Source organism: Paenibacillus sp. MDMC362, from assembly GCF_003269305.1.
In the GTDB taxonomy this organism is placed as follows: domain Bacteria; phylum Bacillota; class Bacilli; order Paenibacillales; family Paenibacillaceae; genus Paenibacillus_AQ.
The window spans coordinates 106,463-124,146 of the sequence record NZ_QLYT01000010.1; the positions used below are offsets into that span (position 1 = coordinate 106,463).

General features: G+C 47.9%; 27 protein-coding genes. 4 read left to right on the forward strand and 23 right to left on the reverse strand.

Features of this window, described 5'->3' with window-relative positions; genetic code table 11:
• Window positions 1-14 precede the first annotated feature (14 nt).
• Complete coding sequence (locus DP091_RS05210) at window positions 15-494, reverse strand: 8-oxo-dGTP diphosphatase (RefSeq protein WP_113057402.1); 480 nt, start codon at window positions 492-494, stop codon at window positions 15-17.
• Between the two features lie 221 nt (window positions 495-715).
• Window positions 716-1,453, reverse strand: coding sequence for an RNA polymerase sigma factor (locus tag DP091_RS05215; protein WP_113057364.1), 738 nt, complete (start codon window positions 1,451-1,453; stop codon window positions 716-718).
• Between the two features lie 163 nt (window positions 1,454-1,616).
• Here DP091_RS05215 and clpP point away from each other — a divergent pair, with 163 nt between their 5' ends.
• Together clpP and DP091_RS05225 are read left to right on the forward strand one after the other, a co-directional pair.
• Window positions 1,617-2,213: an ATP-dependent Clp endopeptidase proteolytic subunit ClpP gene (gene clpP / locus DP091_RS05220; RefSeq protein WP_074961827.1), complete on the forward strand. Its 597-nt coding sequence runs from the start codon at window positions 1,617-1,619 to the stop codon at window positions 2,211-2,213.
• Window positions 2,214-2,283: 70 nt separating this feature from the next.
• On the forward strand, window positions 2,284-2,499 hold the full coding sequence (locus DP091_RS05225) for a hypothetical protein (protein ID WP_071219928.1): 216 nt from the start codon (window positions 2,284-2,286) through the stop codon (window positions 2,497-2,499).
• Between the two features lie 30 nt (window positions 2,500-2,529).
• Here DP091_RS05225 and DP091_RS05230 read toward each other — a convergent pair whose 3' ends face one another.
• The 10 genes from DP091_RS05230 to DP091_RS05280 all read right to left on the reverse strand — a co-directional run bounded on the left by DP091_RS05230 (window position 2,530) and on the right by DP091_RS05280 (window position 9,601).
• Window positions 2,530-3,441 carry a phosphotransferase family protein gene (locus DP091_RS05230; protein ID WP_113057365.1) on the reverse strand — a complete coding sequence of 304 codons (912 nt, stop codon included), beginning with the start codon at window positions 3,439-3,441 and terminating at the stop codon, window positions 2,530-2,532.
• A gap of 21 nt (window positions 3,442-3,462) precedes the next feature.
• Window positions 3,463-3,759: an antibiotic biosynthesis monooxygenase family protein gene (locus tag DP091_RS05235; RefSeq protein WP_113057366.1), complete on the reverse strand. Its 297-nt coding sequence runs from the start codon at window positions 3,757-3,759 to the stop codon at window positions 3,463-3,465.
• Window positions 3,760-3,801: 42 nt separating this feature from the next.
• Entirely contained in the window at window positions 3,802-4,155 is a 354-nt protein-coding gene (locus DP091_RS05240) for a DUF952 domain-containing protein (protein WP_113057367.1), read from the reverse strand.
• 125 nt (window positions 4,156-4,280) lie between these two features.
• Window positions 4,281-4,973, reverse strand: coding sequence for a Type 1 glutamine amidotransferase-like domain-containing protein (locus DP091_RS05245; protein ID WP_113057368.1), 693 nt, complete (start codon window positions 4,971-4,973; stop codon window positions 4,281-4,283).
• 12 nt (window positions 4,974-4,985) lie between these two features.
• Window positions 4,986-5,198, reverse strand: a complete 213-nt coding sequence (locus DP091_RS05250; protein ID WP_113057369.1) for a hypothetical protein — start codon at window positions 5,196-5,198, stop codon at window positions 4,986-4,988.
• 282 nt (window positions 5,199-5,480) lie between these two features.
• Complete coding sequence (locus tag DP091_RS05260; RefSeq protein WP_113057370.1) at window positions 5,481-6,047, reverse strand: NUDIX hydrolase; 567 nt, start codon at window positions 6,045-6,047, stop codon at window positions 5,481-5,483.
• Between the two features lie 38 nt (window positions 6,048-6,085).
• On the reverse strand, window positions 6,086-6,967 hold the full coding sequence (locus DP091_RS05265) for a GNAT family N-acetyltransferase (protein ID WP_113057371.1): 882 nt from the start codon (window positions 6,965-6,967) through the stop codon (window positions 6,086-6,088).
• A gap of 135 nt (window positions 6,968-7,102) precedes the next feature.
• On the reverse strand, window positions 7,103-8,797 hold the full coding sequence (locus DP091_RS05270; protein ID WP_113057403.1) for a M3 family oligoendopeptidase: 1,695 nt from the start codon (window positions 8,795-8,797) through the stop codon (window positions 7,103-7,105).
• Between the two features lie 142 nt (window positions 8,798-8,939).
• Entirely contained in the window at window positions 8,940-9,254 is a 315-nt protein-coding gene (locus tag DP091_RS05275; protein ID WP_113057372.1) for a DMT family transporter, read from the reverse strand.
• A complete protein-coding gene (locus DP091_RS05280; RefSeq protein ID WP_113057373.1) occupies window positions 9,254-9,601 on the reverse strand; it encodes a DMT family transporter in 348 nt (115 codons plus the stop codon). Before DP091_RS05280 ends, DP091_RS05275 begins: the two co-directional genes overlap by 1 nt.
• A 149-nt stretch (window positions 9,602-9,750) precedes the next feature.
• Between DP091_RS05280 and DP091_RS05285 the strand changes: the two genes are divergently transcribed.
• Window positions 9,751-10,620, forward strand: a complete 870-nt coding sequence (locus tag DP091_RS05285; protein ID WP_113057374.1) for a LysR family transcriptional regulator — start codon at window positions 9,751-9,753, stop codon at window positions 10,618-10,620.
• A 24-nt stretch (window positions 10,621-10,644) separates the two neighbouring features.
• On the opposite strand, the gene DP091_RS05290 is transcribed toward DP091_RS05285, so the two are convergent.
• From DP091_RS05290 to DP091_RS05305, 4 genes are all read right to left on the reverse strand, one after another.
• Window positions 10,645-11,523, reverse strand: a complete 879-nt coding sequence (locus tag DP091_RS05290; RefSeq protein WP_113057375.1) for an HAD-IIB family hydrolase — start codon at window positions 11,521-11,523, stop codon at window positions 10,645-10,647.
• 154 nt (window positions 11,524-11,677) lie between these two features.
• Entirely contained in the window at window positions 11,678-12,070 is a 393-nt protein-coding gene (locus DP091_RS05295) for a DUF6220 domain-containing protein (RefSeq protein WP_113057376.1), read from the reverse strand.
• The gene (locus DP091_RS05300) at window positions 12,063-12,560 is read right to left on the reverse strand and encodes a DUF6022 family protein (protein WP_113057377.1); all 498 of its coding nucleotides are present in this window, start codon (window positions 12,558-12,560) and stop codon (window positions 12,063-12,065) included. Before DP091_RS05300 ends, DP091_RS05295 begins: the two co-directional genes overlap by 8 nt.
• A 32-nt stretch (window positions 12,561-12,592) precedes the next feature.
• Complete coding sequence (locus DP091_RS05305; RefSeq protein ID WP_113057378.1) at window positions 12,593-13,027, reverse strand: DUF6526 family protein; 435 nt, start codon at window positions 13,025-13,027, stop codon at window positions 12,593-12,595.
• Between the two features lie 154 nt (window positions 13,028-13,181).
• On the opposite strand from DP091_RS05305, the gene DP091_RS05310 reads away from it, so the two are divergent.
• Complete coding sequence (locus DP091_RS05310; RefSeq protein WP_113057404.1) at window positions 13,182-13,775, forward strand: TetR/AcrR family transcriptional regulator; 594 nt, start codon at window positions 13,182-13,184, stop codon at window positions 13,773-13,775.
• Window positions 13,776-14,086: 311 nt separating this feature from the next.
• Here DP091_RS05310 and DP091_RS05320 read toward each other — a convergent pair whose 3' ends face one another.
• From DP091_RS05320 to DP091_RS05350, 7 genes are all read right to left on the reverse strand, one after another.
• On the reverse strand, window positions 14,087-14,266 hold the full coding sequence (locus DP091_RS05320; protein ID WP_113057379.1) for a hypothetical protein: 180 nt from the start codon (window positions 14,264-14,266) through the stop codon (window positions 14,087-14,089).
• 20 nt (window positions 14,267-14,286) lie between these two features.
• Window positions 14,287-14,952 (reverse strand): HAD family hydrolase, encoded by a 666-nt coding sequence (locus DP091_RS05325; RefSeq protein ID WP_373456891.1) that lies wholly within the window; start codon window positions 14,950-14,952, stop codon window positions 14,287-14,289.
• Window positions 14,953-15,031: 79 nt separating this feature from the next.
• Window positions 15,032-15,436, reverse strand: coding sequence for an RDD family protein (locus DP091_RS05330; RefSeq protein WP_071219906.1), 405 nt, complete (start codon window positions 15,434-15,436; stop codon window positions 15,032-15,034).
• A 35-nt stretch (window positions 15,437-15,471) separates the two neighbouring features.
• Complete coding sequence (locus DP091_RS05335) at window positions 15,472-15,759, reverse strand: hypothetical protein (RefSeq protein ID WP_113057381.1); 288 nt, start codon at window positions 15,757-15,759, stop codon at window positions 15,472-15,474.
• A 50-nt stretch (window positions 15,760-15,809) separates the two neighbouring features.
• Window positions 15,810-16,433, reverse strand: a complete 624-nt coding sequence (yqeK, locus tag DP091_RS05340; protein ID WP_113057382.1) for a bis(5'-nucleosyl)-tetraphosphatase (symmetrical) YqeK — start codon at window positions 16,431-16,433, stop codon at window positions 15,810-15,812.
• A 243-nt stretch (window positions 16,434-16,676) separates the two neighbouring features.
• Window positions 16,677-17,096 (reverse strand): VanZ family protein, encoded by a 420-nt coding sequence (locus tag DP091_RS05345; RefSeq protein WP_113057383.1) that lies wholly within the window; start codon window positions 17,094-17,096, stop codon window positions 16,677-16,679.
• A gap of 23 nt (window positions 17,097-17,119) precedes the next feature.
• On the reverse strand, window positions 17,120-17,596 hold the full coding sequence (locus tag DP091_RS05350) for an NUDIX domain-containing protein (protein WP_113057405.1): 477 nt from the start codon (window positions 17,594-17,596) through the stop codon (window positions 17,120-17,122).
• Window positions 17,597-17,684 lie beyond the last annotated feature (88 nt).

Below are 17,684 nucleotides of genomic sequence, written 5' to 3' on the forward strand. Positions count from 1 at the left end.
CACCGCTCCCTTCGTTAATCAACGATACCTGACGCCTGGGGCGATTTCGCCGGATACCGCTTGACCGTTTCATCCAGAACAAGCCCTGTCTTCTCGTCCCAAATCTCGCTTAATTCAAACGTACCTTCTTCAAAAAACAACGGAAACCGGCGTTTAAACCAATCCTGCATGGGCAGCTTTAATGCCTCTTCCCGGTCCACCCATAACAGCTCTCCCTCAGGTGGATGCTCCAGCAATTCCCCTTCAAAGGAAGTGGCCAAATAATTAAACACCATATACCGTAGACCTGTATTCGGCTCACACGATTCCTCAAGTCCCTTATAGACGATGTCCTTTACAATCAAGCCGGTTTCTTCCCGCACCTCCCGAATGGCTCCGTTTACAATGCTTTCCGGAAAATCCACTTTGCCGCCGGGCGCAATATATCCGGGAAATCCTTTGGCATCCGGTCTGTTCATCAGCAGAACGCTGCTTCCGTCTTGTATCATGCACATGGTGTACAACTTCACTTCGGTCTGCAACCTAACCCCTCACTCCTAACGGTTCTACTTGGTTTATAGTATACAGCCGAAAGCGCTGAATGACGATATGATGAACGGAGATTCATGCTGTCATTTTCAAATTCAAGATTATGAATCTGCATCAAAAAAAGGCCCGAGCAATCTCTGCTCCGGCCTCCCGTTAAGTGTATGATCAACCTGCTCGAATCTTCGCTTTACGCGGCCATTCTCATGTCGGACGAATATCCGCCGTACATCATATAACTTGCGCTCGGGGTTTTAACCTGCAACGGAACCATGCAACCGATGGCTGATGCTTCACTGCTATTCCATTGAATAAGTCTTACGACCTCTTCGACATCCCCGGATTGGTATGCCGCTGCCAATGCCTGAAGATTCAGGGTCATCTCCTCGTCTTCCGGCATAGCCAATTCAAATTCCTCTTCCTCCGGTTCCAGCGATTGCAGCACTTTGTGAGCACGATGAAGGGCCGCTTTCACCGCTCCCTCCGTCGTTTTCAGTTTCATCGCGGTTTCCGAAACAGAATATTCGAACACATCACGGAGCACCAGCACCGTTCGCTGCAGGGGCGACAAGTGTTCCAGCAGCCATTGAAAAGCGAACTCGATGTTCAGGTTGCCGTCCTCGTTCGACGCGTCTTCCCTAGGCAAAACATGTTCCAGCTTCTCATCCAGAATCCGTCTATAGGTCTGATCCCGGCGAACCCGGTCAATCCATGTATTCTTGGCAATCCGCAGCAGCAGCGCTTCGGGATTGACATGGGTCCGCTGCTTCATATGCTCCAGGGCCTTGATCCAAGTGTCCTGCACCAGATCCTCGGAATCCCATGAGGAGTTTGTGAGCGACAGACAATATCTGTGCAGGGCAGCATTCATTTCCTCATAGCTCAGATCAGCCGGAGGGTGGTTAACGCTCGGTCGAAATATCGTCATCGGAAGCCAACTCCTTTCTAATCTCGATAAAGATATCTTATATGTAAACGAATGAAGTGATCTTTTCGTTACTTTGATTTTCGAACAATTTATTTCGTGGTTTCTCCGTATCTTTTGCGGCTGCCTCTTCGTTTACTTGCTGAAACGTGAAAACCTAACGAATATGGAGGATGAAACCATGAATGTTGTTCCTTATGTTGTAGAACAAACCAACCGGGGCGAACGATCATACGATATTTATTCCCGATTGCTGAAGGATCGGATCGTGTTTGTGGGTGCAGCCATCGATGACGCCATCGCCAACAGTATTATCGCACAGCTGTTGTTTCTGGCGGCTGAGGATCCTGAGAAGGATATCCACATGTATATCAATAGTCCGGGCGGTTCGGTATCCGCGGGCTTTGGCATTTACGATACCATGCAGATCATCAAACCTCAAGTCAACACCATCTGCACCGGTTTTGCCGCTTCTTACGGCGCGATCCTGCTGCTGGCCGGGGCCAAAGGCAAACGGCTTGCGCTGCCGAACAGCGAGATCATGATCCATCAGCCGCTGGGCGGTGTACAGGGGCAGGCTACCGATATTGCCATTACGGCAAAACGAATCCTGAAAACCCGTGAGAAGCTGGCACAAATAATATCCGAGCGGACAGGTCAATCCGTCGAACGCGTCGAAAAGGATATGGAGCGGGATTATTTCATGTCGGCGGAAGAAGCGAAGGAATACGGCATCATTGACGATATCGTCACGAAACTGTGACGCTAATCGAAAAAATGGCATGATCCGTTAGATTCGATACTCTAATTTATTCACAAGGAGTGGACCGTATATGCTGAAAAGTTTGCTGAATCAGGAAGTGAGCATTTATTTTACGGATGGAAGCTATGTGCGGAACGGCACGCTGGAGGAAGTAGGCGATCAATTTATCCGGTACCAGGACGAATATGAGATGCTGTATGTACCGTTAACCGCAATCCGCTACGTTTCCGTGAATACCAAGGAACGAGACAAACCAAGAGTGGGATTTGCACCAACCTCCCGATAAGATAACAAGAACCGCATGGGCTCCTTAAGCTCATGCGGTTCTGTTTGCATCGCGGTTGATTTTCTCTAGTAGAAATGAGAGCATTCGCTGTTTGCAGACATCGTTGTGCTCCTTTTTATGAAAGCCGATAAACTGCAGGGCATGAATAACGGAGTAGAAATCAATCAGCGCCCGCTGTTCTTGCTTCACTCCCCAATGCCTGCATAACGCCTCCACGTAGGGCATCCCCTGATCTCCAATATCGGAAACCACCGCCGTCTGGGTGAGGGCGATCATGTACAGCGGATCCCCGTAGCAGACCCAATCAAAATCAACGATACCCTGAAGCTTGCCTTCGGCCACAATTACATTCTTGATCGTAAGATCATCAAGGAAACAGATGGGCTCCACTTGGTCAAAATAAGGCGTGTAACGCTGCTTCATTTGTTGCAATTGGACGATCGTCTCCGGAGTAACATCATCGATTATGTGATCGATATGCTGGCGGATATCCCGCTCGATGATCTGAGTCCAGGATGAGAAGGGCCCCTGCTCCCCGATTGGAACCCATCCGAATCCGGTGCCTCGGGGAAGCTCTGACACGCTGCATTGGTATGAAATGATCTGCTGGGCAAGTTCAGTCATTTGTTCATGCGTCATTCCCTCAAGCTCATATCGGAGGTCCCGTCCGGGAAAGTGCTCCAGTATCATATAAGCAAAGGGGACCTGCTCCATGGATACATCCGTTCGGATCACCCTCGGTACCGGCAATCCTAATGAAGAGAGAATTGCAATATTGTCCGCCGTATGCTCCAGGATGCCGGGCTTGTCATTGGTTCTGAGGATGATTTGCTCATCGGATAATGTCACACTATATACCTGATTGGTATGGCCAAATGACATGGGCTCGATCTTCAGCGGCGGACTGCCGTAGACCTCTTTTATAACATCCTCCAGGCTCATCTCCAGCACCTGCCTTAACAGTCACTTTATGTATACATCTTCAAAATGTTCAACGACGGGGAATGGATCATAAAAGTGATGCAGCAATTCTTTCCATACCTGATATTCGGCGGATCCCCTAAAACCTATCGTATGATCCTCCAGCGTCTCCCATTTCACCAATAGAACGTATTTGTGCGAGTCCTCCAGGCACCGCTTCAGCTCATGATGGATATAACCCTCCATCTTGGATATGATTTCTGAGGCGATTTGGAAATTGCGTTCAAAATCTGACGTAAGTCCTGGTTTCACTTGCAGCATGGCCACTTCGAGTATCATTGCGTTTCCTCCTGGGTATCAAGTTAATATTCATATCACGGTCTATCCACTATATTCAAGCTCGGTAGAAGGCTGAAACGCAAATTCCCCCTCGTCATCCGGCTCAAGACGATACACCTTATGGACCGCATTCAAGTTCAGCCCTCCATAAATATGCGGGTACAGCTGGTTCAGCTCATACAGATCCTCATAGACAATCTCCGCTTCCACCTGATCTTCTTGAATACCCAGAACAAATAGATCCGTTCTTCCTGCGTAAAGGATGTTGGCAACTCCGCTGACTTGTTCCTCTGTTGAACAGTGAATGAATTGGTCCGTATGTAAGCTCGGCGGCTCGTACACGCCATTCTCTTGCGCTTCCATCCATGCTGGCTTAGAAATAATATGATAGATCATCCCGTCTGTTCCCCCAGTCGCTTATTTTTTCGTACTATCTTGACACACTTGAGCTAAAAAAACCATGCTTTTCTTATTTTTGTCATATGGCATCCTTCCTGCTTGGCATAAAAAGAAAACATCCTTTAGGATGTCTTCTTTACAATCGTATATTGATCCAGATCATCATCCTCGAAGCTGACTTCATGAACGGATTCGCCCAAAGCATAAGCCAGCTCCCCATTGATAAATACGGCACAAGCCTGCTCATCGATGCCGATCCCCCGCTTCACCTTCCTAGTTCTCATACCCTCCAGCAGATTGGACTGGTCGCTCCACTCCGTATAATGGACGCTGATCAATACACTTGAAAGCAACCCTACCCCTTGCTTAAACAGCATTACGCTTTGTTCATTATCCAGTGGGGATATGAGGCAGGTCTCCGGAAGAATCAAGGCGCCTGCCGAATTTCCCGCAATGGGAACGCCGTTCTCGTAACCGTTGATCAGCAGCTCTTTAAAACGGCCGGTCGCGTAATAGTGATGATAATTTTCCGTGTTGCCCCCGCCAATAAATATCCCCGTGGCCTGAGACAACGCCTGTTCAGCCTGTTCCATGTCCAGATTTCCATCCTCATCAGGAACAATCACCTGCATGTCTTGGGCACCTGATTCTGCCCACATCTGCTGAAACAGGGGAACATACTCCTCCCAGCCCGGTCTGTTCATAATGCATAAAACGATTTTGGCGTTGGAACCGCCCGCTTGCTCGATAAATTGTCTATTTGTCACTGCTTGAAAAGAATTTCCTCCAAGCAAAAATAAATATCGATCCTTCAAGGTAATGCCCCCTTATCTCTTCTTTTTCGGATATCGTTTGTAAACATAGAACAGCAGCACGGATATAAAATATATCGGAAGCAGAATAATGCCAATCACAGCGCTCAGCAGGACGATGGAGAGCTGGCCGCGGTCTGCCATCGAATCGTAATTCACATACCCGTACACAATCCAAACCAGCCATACTAATGTAACGGCATATCCTATTTTATAAGGTAATCTCACAGCATGGTTCACATCCTAGAAGTTGTTTGCGTGACACATTCATAAACATTTCGAATACAACAATTCAGTAAACTCGTGCTGCTGTCGTTCCATCCATTCTCTTCTGATCCGAAGTTGCTTCAACATCAGGTGAAAATAGGTGGTGATGTTCCTTCCGGCGAAATGCTGCCCGATATAGATACTTAATAAAGAAACATAATATAACTGCATGATATAGGGAATCCACTGGATCTCTGCACGAGTTAACCTCATATATTTTCAACGCGTTCCCTCATGCACAACTCATGGTTCATCGTTAGTTAGTTGAATCGAACGGTCTTCTTGACGTATGGCAAAAGCCAGCTTGTACAGTTCTGCAATATCTTGCCTGCCCGTCTCCTCCAATCGCTTCACGGCTTCCGCCAAATCAACGGCCTCTACCGCGATGACCTGCTCCCCATCCTCTGGATTCAGCGGCTCCCCAACGATGCGCACATCCCCGTATCCAACCAATCTGACAAAATGAGGATGGGGAATATGCGGCCGATAAGGTGTCTTGCTGCTGGATACGCAACGGAACTGGCCGAAGACCCGGAACGACTCGAGTTCTGCGCCAAGCTCCTCTCTAACTTCCCGTCTAAGTCCTTCCATATAAGACTCGCCGGGTTCCAGGGTTCCTCCGGGAAGCTCCCAGCTTCCGTCCGCTACCTGAAAAATAATGCAGCGATCCCCGGCAAACGGAAGAATCGTGACATTGCTGACCTTCGATTCTTCGATTTCATCTCCGAACGCAAACCGGGCTCGGACTACGCCCCACTGGATATCTTTCGAGAGGGCCGGGTACTGGCTCATATCCGTGTTTTTTCTCATGCACGCAATTCCTTTCGAACTATACGAATTCATTCAACCTATCTAGCGCTGTACTCATGAACCATAAGCACCTGCTCCATCGAGCTCGTATATCCAAGCTCCTGCAGCACGTTCACCAGTTCCTTATGCGAAGCCCGGATGTTGAATGCGGACCGCTTGCAGGCATAACCGGGTTGTATCATCTCCAGCACCGCCGTCTTCATCACGGCTTCTGCATCCGGATGTCCTGGGACGGCCTCACAGCGAAACAGCGTAATGGCTGCCAAACTACCTGAGGCATCAAACAACCGCTTAAACAAACCAAAGCCCACCTGTTCTTCTCCATCATATACAATAACGCATTCGCCGTCCTTGATACTGGAAGCGTCTGTCTGCCAGACTTCACCGGATCGATAGAAGGCTACCGATGCAGCCTCCGCTGCTAGGCCTCTGACCAGCGTATACGGTGAACGGAGATTCTCCGCACCTTGCTGCTCCGGAGTCTGTTCATTCGTCATGATGAGCAGCCGGTCGATGATATGATATCCAACGCTTTCGTAGAGACGAATCGCTGGCGCATTTGTGCTGATCGCCTCTAAATAGGCACGACGGACGCCTTGTTCTACGTACAGCTCTTCGTTTTTCTCCATCATGTTTTTGCCGATTCCCTTCCCCCGGAAATCGGGAGCTATCGCTGTCCCGCCGTTACGTGCAATCTTAACGCCATCTTCCTCCCGAAAGCTGTTCATGACAATGCCGGCCGGTACGCCATCCATGTAACAAGCGAGTGATCTCTCCATGCACAGACCATCGCTTCCGATACGGGCAATGAAGCGGTCCAGCGGCATCGAGGCATTCACCACGTATCCTTCAAAAGAGTGATTCCACAACTCCGATACTTCCCGAATCGGAAGCTCGCTTAACGGTTTATATGTAATCATAGTCATAATCCTCCTAATTTATGGGCAATAAGCGGGTGCTATGAAAAATGCTTTCTATTAAAAACATGCAGGAAGAACACCTGAGTCTTTACCCACTCATGTTCTCCTGCATGTCTTAGCCATGCTATTTACGATTTAAAGAGCCGCATCGTCTACGCTGTCCAGCCAAGCTTCGATGCTGCCAATGACGGAAGTGACACAGCCATCCTCGAATGGGGAGATCAAACCTGCCACCTTCACCAGTTCGGTGAAGGACTTGCTTCCACCTTGACGGCACAGGTTCAGATAATCTGCCCATGCAGCGGATTGATCCTCATGCATCTTCTTCCAGAATTGGAATGCGCAGATTTGAGCCAACGTATAGTCGATATAATAGAACGGCGTGCTAAAAATATGACCCTGTTTATGCCAGAAGCCGCCTTGCTCCAGATACGCATTGTCATCATAGTTTCGGTGCGGCAGATATTTGCGCTCAATTTCGCGCCATGCCTGTTTCCGTTCAGCCGGCGTAGCATCCGGATTCTCATAAACAAAGTGCTGGAATTCGTCAACCGTTACGCCGTAAGGGATGAAGATAAGTCCGCTTGCGAGATGGTCGAAGCGGTATTTATCGGCCTCATCCTCGAAGAAGCGGTCCATCCACGGCCATGTGAAGAATTCCATGCTCATGGAATGGATTTCGCACGCCTCATAGGTTGGGAACCCATACTCCGGTACCTCGAAACCTCTGCTCTCATATACTTGGAACGCATGACCGGCTTCGTGCGTCAGCACATCAATATCACCGGAAGTCCCGTTAAAGTTGGAGAAAATAAACGGTGCGCCATACTCGCTGATATAGGTACAGTATCCGCCGCTCTGCTTGCCTTTTTTGGCAACCAGATCCATAAGGCCGTTCTCCTGCATGAAGGTAAAGAACTCATGGGTTTCCGGAGATAATTCTTCATACATCTTCGCGCCATGGTTGACGATCCAATCCGGGTCACCCTTCGGTGTTGCGTTCCCCGATTTGAATGAGAAGTTCTCATCGTAGTACAGCAGCTGGTCCACATCGATTCGTTTCTGCTGACGTTCTTTCAGCTTGCTTGCAACCGGAACGATATGCTCCAGCACCTGGTTACGGAAGTTAGCCACCATCTCCGCGTTATAGTCCGTGCGGGCCATGCGGGCATAACCAAGCTCTACGTAATGGTTAAATCCTAGTTTCTTGGCAATCGTGGTTCTCACTTTAACCAGATCGTCATAGATACGGTCGAAGTTAGCTTCGTTCTCAGCCATGAAGCCGCTGGACGCCTCCATTGCACGTTTACGCATATTGCGGTCCGTCGATTGCTGGAAAGGAATTAATTGCGACAGGGTACGCTCTTCGCCTTCGAACTGAATTTTGGCGGAAGCGATCAGCTTCGAATATTCCGTCGTCAGTTTATTCTCCTGCTGCAAGTCCTCGATGATCTCAGGACTGAAGGTTTTGAGGGAAAGCTCTGCCAATTGGAACAGCTGACGCCCCCATTTGTCTTCCAGCTGAGCTCTGAATTTCGAATCCACGAGAGCCCGATAATAATCCGTTATGTATTCCTGGATGACCGGTCCGTTCTCGTCAAAGAAATCCTGCTCTGCCTTATAGAACTCGTCGTTCGTATCAATCGAGTGCCGGATATACACCAGTTGGCTCAGGGTATCCATCTCACTGCGCAGTTTGTTAATGCGGGTCATCGCCTCATCCTGTTCCTCATACGTGCTGGCGGAGGTGAAGGCGTTAAGCTGCTCTTTAAACTTTTGCTCAAAAGCTTTTACATCGGGGCGTTCATAGCGATACTCGCTGAATTTCATAAGATACACCTGTCCTTTCCCATATAGAAAATGCATCCTGGCGTCTGATCGCATGGATTCAAAACACCAAACTATATCTAAATTCTATATGCGAATCAGAATATCCTTCACAGGTCTATGAAATTCTACACGCCCCTATGGGTTACGTTATAACCTTAAGGCCGATCGCTGAAGCCAGGATTAAAGCAATGAAAAATATCCGACGCGCTTCCTTCGGTTCTCCGAACGCAAACATCCCCAGCAAGGTACTGCCAGCCGTCCCCATTCCCGTCCAAATCGCATAAGCGGTTCCCATGGAAATAAAGGCCATCGCGTACGTCAGCAGCAGGAAACTCGAACCGAGCGAACAGGCCAAAAAGATGTAGGATCCCAAGCTGCGAGTCAGGCTCACCCTTCTTAACGCAATCACACCCGACACTTCACATAACCCTGCGGCGATCAGCGCGATCCATTCCATTACGCACCACTCTCCTTCGCCTGGCTATCCGAATCCTTCGTAACCAGTTTGAGTCCGAGCACCCCTGCAGCCAACATACCAATCAGCAGCAGCTTGACGGGATTCGCCTGCTCGCCAAACAGGAGGATCTCGACTAGCACCGTACCGGCTGTCCCCAGTCCGGTGAAGATCACATATACCGTACCGATGGGAAGTTTAGCAGCAGAGTCCAAAAAAACTTTGAAGCTGAATATAATCGAAGCGATGGTAATGATCCACTGCCACCAGGTATCGGAATGCTTCAAACCGGATACCCATACAACCTCCAGTGCCCCCGCCAATAATAAGAGCCACCATGCCTTTTTCATCCCCGACATCCTTCCACTCTGTAATTTGTATGAACATATTTATGATGTAGTTGTGATTGTAATCTAAAAATGGCATACCGTATAATGATAAATAATAATGATGTCATCATTTTTAGTGATGACTGAAGGAGAGAGAGGGGGAGGTTTAGATGGAACTTACCGATCTGAAGGTTTTTCTAAGGATTGCCGAGGAAGGCAATATCACCCGCGCTGCGGAGCAGCTTGGATATGTGCAGTCCAATGTTACGGCCCGTGTCAAAAAGCTTGAGAATGAACTGGGAGTCCCCTTATTGAACCGACACTCCAGTGGAGTGACTTTGACGGAAAAAGGGCGCACGTTCCAGGACTATGCGTGTACCATTCTCAATCTGTCTGAAGAAGCGGTGCGTGCTGTACAGGAAACGCCTTATCCAAGCGGTTCTTTAACCATTGGCGTCGTGGATACGGTGCATTGCGGACAATTCATTAAATCCTTGTCGGACTATCAAACCATGTACCCGGACGTCACGCTATCGCTGTTGACCGGCAGCTCTTCGGAGCTGAATACCCAAGTATTAAACTATCAGCTGGACGGGGCATTTGTGACAGGAAACATTCCGCCAAAACTGGTTGCCGATTATATCGAAGAGGATGAGGTCAAACTGCTGACCAAGTCGAAGGAGCAGCCCTTTCCCGATCTGGCGGTAACCAAATGGGCCGTTGCTCCGGCAGGATGCCCGTTTCGAAGCATCCTCGAAAGATGGCTGTTAAGCGAAGGGATTCCGCTGACCAATATGATCGAAGTCTCATCATTAGAGACCCAATTAGGCATCGTGCAATCAGGTCTTGCCGCCACGCTGCTCCCCACCTCCGTCTTAAGCGGAGAATTTGCGAATATGGGCAGCTTCTCGATCCCGGAAGCCTTCCGGCATACCTCGACAAGCCTGATCCGGCGCAACGACCGGTTCAGGAACAAGGCATTTTCCGCTTTTGCCGAGCTGGTTAAAGTTAATTTCGATAAAGGTGTGAACTCTAGGTAACGGGTGTAGCGTGATGTATCGTCATCATTGTCCTTCCAGAGTGGATATAAAGGTATTCACTCCTGACAGTTCCATCTGTTGCCGGATGTAATGGGCGACGCCATCAAGTTCATTCGAGTCAATAATATGGTCAGCCAGCTGCCGTATCCTTTCATGCGCGTTTCGTACCGCGATCCGGGTGCCTCCGGCTTCAAACAGCCCCACATCATTGATGTGGTCGCCGAAGACAACCGTGCACTCCAGATCAATACCCATATGGGAAGACCATAATTGGAGCCCGTCACGTTTGTTTGCCTTGGCATGACTGAATTCCAGGAAAAAATGGTTATGGATGTAGTAATCCGGCATCATATGAGCATGAATCACATCACCGTATAATTCCATAACCTCGCACCGTATCGGCTCCAATTCCTCATAAAGTCCAATGTATGTAAGAGCAAGCGTCCGGTAATCCGGTGGGCAGTTCAGGCTCCGCACTTCCATAAATCGCGGATCCTGGGGCCTGCTCTGATAAAAAGCCTTCTCTCCCTCTCGCCGCAGCGACTCATGCAAAACACGCTCACCATGATCCGCATCCAATGAAAAATAATAAGGAGTAATACCAAACTTCCTTCCCACGCCGATAATCTCATTCGAGATGTCCCGTTCAAGCCAGTAACCATCGATTACCGTTCGATTTATCCCGTCATATATCAAAGCGCCGTTATATAGAATCAAAGGGTACTTCCAGGGGATCTCCGAGACAACGCTTTGAGCACTAATATAGCCGCGGGCAGTGGCATACGTGATAACCACGTCCTGCTCCAACAGATGCGCGATAACGTTCGTTGTATAAGGTGACAGTGTCTGATCTGATCGCAGCAGCGTGCCGTCCAGATCGGTAATATACGCTTTTTTCTTCATCAAGAAGCCATGCCTCCTTCGCCGTCCAGTATGTGACAAAACCCAGCCTTAGAGTAGCTCTATCTGAGACTGGGTCCTTATTATGAATTTGGCGTCTTCCATGATTATACAACGTCTAACATGGAGATGGTAAAGGTAAATTGCTTATTTCGCTTCAATCCACATTTATTTTAGATCCCTTGCCTGATCGGATCATGTCAACGCTGCCCCAAAACATCATCATCGCAATGACGGGATGGAATGCAGATAGAAAACCGATCCGGGATGAAAATACCGCTGTTAAGAACATCCCGATTACCATTCCGAATAAACCTATGCTCTTCCAAAGCACCTGCCTTGAAAGTCCTGCCATCCATGCCATGATGGCCATGATGAGAGGAATAAAAGCTAAATATCTTGCGAAGCTAACATGGGCAGCCCAACTTCCTGAATTCACAAACAGTGCAATTCCGGCGATAAGAACTTGAAGCGTAACGCTAACACTGAAAATCAAAGCCAGCACGAAAAACAAAACACGGGAAAATTGAGCCAAGTTTAACTTACGCATACCTCTCATCCTCCCAACTTATAGATCCCCATTCTTCCGGCTGCATATGAGCAATCACCTCTTTAATTGCTGCCAGCTCGGTTTGAGGAATGGTATATACTCGAGGCACAGTAGGAATACGAAAGGCAGTATGGTCGTGAAAGAAACGTGTGATTAAGGTACCTAATGCTCTTCCATTATCATAGTGAATCACGCTCCAAAATCGCCTCTCCCTCTCTTCCCATGGTCCCCAAAGCTCCTCGGATTGTGGAAAGGCACCCGGCATTACGGGTTTGGGGGTTAAGCCCGCACCATAGACCTCTGCTTCCAATGGACGAAAAAGCTTGGAACAAAAGAGACCATAAGCGTAGTCTCCTTTATTTTGAAAAATGCCCTCAAGCTCGTTCAGATTCTGTTCCCATACATTCAGCCACTGATCATTCATATATCCCTGGCAGTAATGAGCCAAAGCCTTCATCATGGACTCGTTTAAACACGCTGTTAAGACCATTGCCAATCCCCCTTTACTTTTGCTTTAGTGAGCTATACTCGGTGATGATCCGCTCTCCATTTCTGGATGGCGAGCTTGATATCTTTGGATGACAGGTCCTCCTTAAGAGCCTTCTCACACAGCGTCAGAAACTCATCGTCCGATGCAAAACGAAGCGCAATGATTTGATTCATCGTTAAACTTGGATTAAGAAGCCTGCCTGTCATAACAAAATGTCTCAGATTCTCTTCTGCCCGAACTACCCGATCTTGCACCTTACATACGAACTGCCGGATGAGGAATAATGTCATGACCAACGAGAATGACATGAGTATGAAAAGTAATGACGTAAATAACGATATTCCACGCATACTCGACGCAAACAGATAAACGAATGCTGCGACGACCAAAACAAAGCTAAGCGGTACAAGGAAAAAATGAAACACGGGTACATGTCTTTCATGGTTGCTGTAAGATTGATTCTTCATTGGAATACCTCCTTTCCCAGTTGTGAGTGAGTGCACACTCATTATTGGGCGTCATGTCTCCCACCTCATTCAAGCTGTGATGTCTTGACAATGAGTGAGTGCACACTCATAATAAAGTGGAACCATAACAAAGTCAACAGAGTGAGGGATGATTTTGGATTTAAAAAGTAAAATAGCTGATGCAGCGGAACTCGTCATTCGTACACATGGACTGGCCAAAGCAACAACCAAAGAAATCGCCAAAACCGCCGGGTGCTCAGAAGGCTCGCTATATAATCATTTTAAGAGCAAAGACGATCTGTATCTTCACATTTTACGCGGACAATTGAAAAATGTTATGCAGGCGCTCATGTCCCTGAGGGAAATGAGCGGCAAAGAAACCGTGCGAAGTAATCTGGAAAAAGTGGCTCGAGCGGGCGTATCGGATTACTATCAATCCATGCCTCTGATCAGCTCCATCTTCTCTGAACCAGGACTGTTAGCGCAGCACCGGGAAGGCTTCACAGCTCGGAATGAAGGACCCCACCGGGCAAATGAAGCAGTTGAGTCCTATTTGCTTGAAGAACAGAAACTTGGGAGATTATCGGAACATGTTAATCCGAGATCCGCTGCGGACATGCTGCTAGGAAGCTGCTTTCAATATGCATTTCAATTGAACTTCTTAGCCCGGCCCTTGTCCGATGAAGAACAGAATGCGTTTGTGCATCGGGTGTTGGATACTTTGTTTCTAGGCATTGGGAACGAATAATAGGAGGACAGGCATGACTTGTCCTCTGGTACCTCAGACACCGAAGATCAGGTATCCCAGTGTCATGTACAGAAAAAGGAATAGCAGCAGCACGGAATGGCCTACAATGGCTGTGATATGGATTCGCGTGAGTTTGCCTCGATTTCAGCTGACGAGCGCTAACAGGATACCCACTGGCGACAACAGGAGAATCGCAGCAAACCACAATCCCTGAAAAGGACTTCCTGCCTCTGGCCGAAACATGAAACTGTATAGTGTGAACAGAGTGACGCAGACAAACAGATTTAGTGACAAGTGGGACAAATACCACTTCATTCCGCTTCCTCGGCCAACCTGCCCGAAAAAATGCCGGCTCTGGGAATGACCTCAATCCGTTCCTCGCGGCCTTCAATCGCCTTTATCAGTTCGATGGCCGTATCAAAATTCATCCTAACATATCCGGTTGTTTCATAACCCTCTGGTCTCTCTACGAATCGCTTCATGCCTACCACTGGGAGTCCACCTCCGAGATTTATTTAGCGGTACGCGGCTGAAGATAACCTATAACGTCTTGTATATGCTGGATCTCCGCAAATGGAAAAACACCCATGCTGTTCATTTTCGCGATGTCCCCGCGATAGGCAATAAATGGAATTCCTGCGCTCTCGGAGGCCTTGCCATCCACCCAGGCATCTCCGACCGACAACCATTCTTTCGGCGATGTTTGAGGGAAACGCTTCAGTACCTCCAAATAACCATCCGGTGCCGGCTTTAACAAACCCATAGCCTCTCTACCAATAATGAGATCAAAATAATGCGCAATCCTATTCTCTTTCAGCGCGGCCATCGCTGCTTCCAACGCATTATTTGTCACAATGGCAAGAATCAGCTGCCCGTGCAATCGCTGAACAAGCTCTCTTGCATCCGCTTCAAGATCTGCGCCGATCATCCCTCTCATCTCATGTTCCTTGGCAATATCCCACATCGCGTGGCAAAGTTCTTCCGACAGCAGCCCCGTATTCATGGCTTCTGCAATGATGGTTGAGGTGGTGTGGGTGTTCATGGACAGACCTTGGGGCAAGATTCTGTGATCGCACAGAAAGGCGTAGATGTCCCTCTTCATTGCGCCAAAATCAATGCTGGAATGCAGCAGCGTATTATCCATATCAAAAACAATGCCTTTTATCGTAAATGCGATATCTAATCAACTCCAATCATGGAAACGCCTTGAATTGCCGCTCCGGCAGCAATCCAGATTTGGGTAACCCGTTCATCCCCTAATCATACACAACTTCCGTACCCGCGATAAAATCGTGCAGGGAACGCTTATCCTCGCGCATCGCTACCATAAAGATGCTCACGATAAGTCCAATCCCAAACGTCAGCGCATACACGATTCCCGCTACAAGGTTGCGGAGCAGCATCGTTCCAATGCCCGGCGGCTCAAGAAAATCGAATTTGCGAATGCGAATGCCGCATATGCGCTTACCGATGGTATAACCATTCCAATACACGGGGACCAACAAAGCATACAAACTATAAATCAAATTAGAAATCGGCTCATTCTCAAAATCTCCCGTGATAATCCCTGCAATGATCCATAACGGAAGGCTCACGATGATTCCATCCAAAAGATTGGCGCCCAGCCGGATCCAAAAGCCTGCAACTTGGTTTTCGCCCATGAGGATTCCTCCTTAAAATTCTAGATAACATTCTGTTATGGATTCTTATCGGCGTTGTCTGGCTGGTCCAGCTCTTCCCAGTTATCCTTGATCTGTTTCAGGTCTTCCGCTAGCCATTTACGAATGATCGGGACCATGATGCATAAGATACCGAGAATCAAACTGATGATGCTGAATATCAACGGCCCTTTTCCAATTTCTGATAACAAATCCGCAAACGTCCAGGGGGTATATATCCCCGCAATCGCTGCCGTTAAGTACCGGATACCGTACAAGAAAGCCGAGATACAGATAAAAATAATGCCCATCGTTTTATTGTTCATAGGGTGTCAATCCTTCCTCTTATCGGTGGCTGCATCCGGGTGCGCAATTATTATACCCTTTGGTTAATTAGCTCACTTCTGGCTGCAATTAACCACGGATGCACCAATTTCATTTTGTCACGTTGATTCCATACCTGATCCAAATACACAAGCGCCGCTCCGTCTAAATCCCGTTCGCTCAATTTATTGCGCATGTCCGCTTGGTAGGTGTGGTCGCCTTCCAGTTCCCAAGAGATCTTATCCGCAACGAATAATACCTTATCCAATGGGCTTGCCCCGGCTTTTAACGATGTATGGCATTCAATCGCGTTCAATATGTCAGGTGAGGTGCAGCCGAAGAAACGCTGAGCCATTACCATGGAAAGCTTCTGATGAATGATCCTGATATATCGATGTTCCTCTTCCATAATGGGAAGGGACCATTCTTCTGCGGCATCCTTCATTTCGCTCACCGGAATCGCATTGCTGATATCGTGCAGCAGCGCCGCCTGCCGGGCTGCATCGGGACTGACATCAAATAACGGTGCGATCGCTAACGCCTCTCGAACTACATTCATGATATGCTCGAACGTTTCCTGCTCTCCATGCTTGATAAGAAAAGCTTCCACATCATCCCTTAGGTTATGTGTAAACTCTATGCCAGATGTCAGCTTGCTAAACACGGAATCCTTCATCGTTGATCACACCTTTCCACACAACATTTTCCAGCACCTCATATCATTGTAAGCTTCGGTTCCTGATCGAACAATAGTTTTTTCCACAATTCCCCATATCACTGTTATCCAGCTCAAGTAGAGAATGTAACGTTAACACAATATAATCAGCCACACATAACTAAACAGAATGACTTCCCTACGTCGTAGTTAGTCATTCTGCTGCCTGTTATAAACTATTTTAGGTATGATCGAAATATGCAGCTACGGTTGTCTGCCCCTTGATTTCATGATGATCCCAAGCAAACCATAGCCCATGGTAACACCTACCGAGTTCAATATAAAATCATCCACATCCAGGCTTCCTCGCCGCGAGATCAGTTGCGTCATTTCGAGCACGAATAACCCGGTCAAAAAGCAGGCTAGCATCTTACGAAATCGAATTTGAAATGCAAGCGGAATGAGCACTCCAAAAGGTACAAACACAGCGATATTTCCAATGATATTGATCAATGAACTCAAGCTGCGAATGGGAAAATAGCTTGTCATCGTCGTGAATGGAACCAGATTATAACTGATTTCCGGCTGAGTGGTCCTCCCGAATCCCCAAATCATCCAGTAAGTTAACAGCATGGTATAGCCGATGAGAAGGATCAAGGCGATCGTTTTGACATGGAATTTCATGAACGTCTCCTGTTATGTTTAATTCACTCATATTTGTCCAACACGTAATCCTCGATCATGTCAATATTTCGGCGTTCCAGCGCGTACTGTTTAATGTGCTTCCTAATGTTCGGATATAAAACAATGTCATCCAGCTGCTCAAGCGGAATCCACTTCACGTCGGTTTGATTCGGATCTGGAACAGCCGGAAGTTTGGGGGACGATCCTTCATGTGGATAACATTCAAACACGATGTATAACGTATGGATGCCCGATATGTTATCTCTAGACTGTTTATGCGGAGCATTCTCGTACACAAAAGCAACAGGCCCGGTCTGCGCTTCCAGAGAGGTTTCCTCATACAATTCTCTCAATGCTCCCTCTCCGATCGACTCTCCTGGCTCGGCCCCGCCCCCCGGCAAATTGTAATGCAATCCGTTCTCATCTACATATTCCACCAACAAAACATGCTCATTCTCAAAAACCAACGCTGTCGGTCTCACCCGAATATGATATGTCATCATAACCACCTCTCCACACGGCTAACGAATAGCTGCTGAACTTTCTTGATCTGTCTATCATACAATTAACGAGGCTAATATGGAAATA